2 protein-coding genes are annotated in these 1309 nt (G+C 39.8%); one reads left to right on the top strand and one right to left on the bottom strand.

The annotated features are described in order from the left end of the window. Positions 1 to 654: hypothetical protein (locus tag BN1115_RS03080; RefSeq protein ID WP_042656028.1), on the top strand; the 654-nt coding region annotated here is incomplete at its 5' end. Between the two features lie 135 nt (positions 655 to 789). Here the strand turns inward: BN1115_RS03080 and BN1115_RS03075 are convergent. Next, a partial coding sequence (locus BN1115_RS03075; RefSeq protein WP_042656027.1) for a hypothetical protein occupies positions 790 to 1309 on the bottom strand: 520 nt, incomplete at its 5' end.

Here is a 1309-nt window from a genome sequence, read left to right as displayed (position 1 = left end):
ATTCATGCTCTTACCCTGGGGTGGGACCTGCTTTTCTGTAGGTATGAGAATATGCTATCCCCTCAGTATCCTGTCGCATTCTTTGGTATAAATCCAGGTGGTGGACCATGTGATACCAATGCAATTTCAGTAGAGTCAGAATGCGCATATTACAACGAACGATGGAAGGGCTGTAAGAAAGGAAACGCTCCACTACAACAGCAGATGAAACACTTATATACAATGATTGGCGATGAACTGGGTGTATCATACACGCAGCTCATGGATGGCTCTCTGATGACAAACTATATTCCTGCCCGCTCACGAAATTGGTATTCATTAAAAGGAAAGGGTGAGTGGCTTGAACATGCACGTCAAATATGGGATGAGCGTATAAAACAGGTCCACTGTAAACTCTATATCGCGATTTCGAAAATCGTATTTGATGAACTAGATGGCCATTTAACCAAGCATGGTTTCCAGATGGTTGATAAAATCAATGAACAGATTGGCTGGGGGAGAGTCAGATACCAAATTCAGCGTTACGAAAGGGGGGATCAAGTTTCCTTGCTTGTACGCCTCCCTCATTTGTCAACATACAAAATATTTAGTCGTGCAGCATGTCAACCTGCAATAGATAGAATTAAGTCCGAGATTTATAAAGCTATAAAATGACTGTCAATCATAATCAATCGAGGACGACTTGAAATATGACACCGGTTTGAGGCCGGTGTCAGGTTATCACTATATCTGTACAGTCATATCTATCGTTATTTCATTACCGCTGGTAAAAGCCTGGATCAGCCTCTATCAACACGTTTTGCTGGTAACTCGATTTTTCAGAGCCTTATTTATCTGCGACAATATTGTTGCTCTGTGATTAAGTGGAAGCATTTTTTCAAAAATGCTTTGTTTATAACCAGAAGCCGCTGTAATCAAGTAAAAACAATCTTTTTCCCCCAAGAAAAGAGAAAACCATTCATTCTTTGTGAAAGGATTTATTTTATGAATTTTAATTAGCGCATTAAAAATATCCTTAAACACGTCAGACAAACGACCTTTCTTTCTCAACTCAATAATATTTTCATATAACGAGTTGTTAGACTCAACAGATTGTATGGGTGACGACAGTGGGATTTGATTGATGATTACACCAATAAATTCACCAACCCTGCAATCTGGAATATACCCATAATGATCTCGATACTTATCATCGTCGCTCTTATTACGTTTGATAACAGGACACCCGCCAATTAGTCCTTTTTTCTGATTATCCATGTAAGCATACTGGACCAGTCGTTGCTGCTCCTGGACCCAGGGCAAGATCATG

This window comes from Aeromonas allosaccharophila (assembly GCF_000819685.1).
GTDB lineage: Bacteria > Pseudomonadota > Gammaproteobacteria > Enterobacterales > Aeromonadaceae > Aeromonas > Aeromonas allosaccharophila.
The sequence above is the reverse complement of the archived record's forward strand: the minus strand, read 5'-3'. Positions and strand labels throughout refer to the sequence as shown.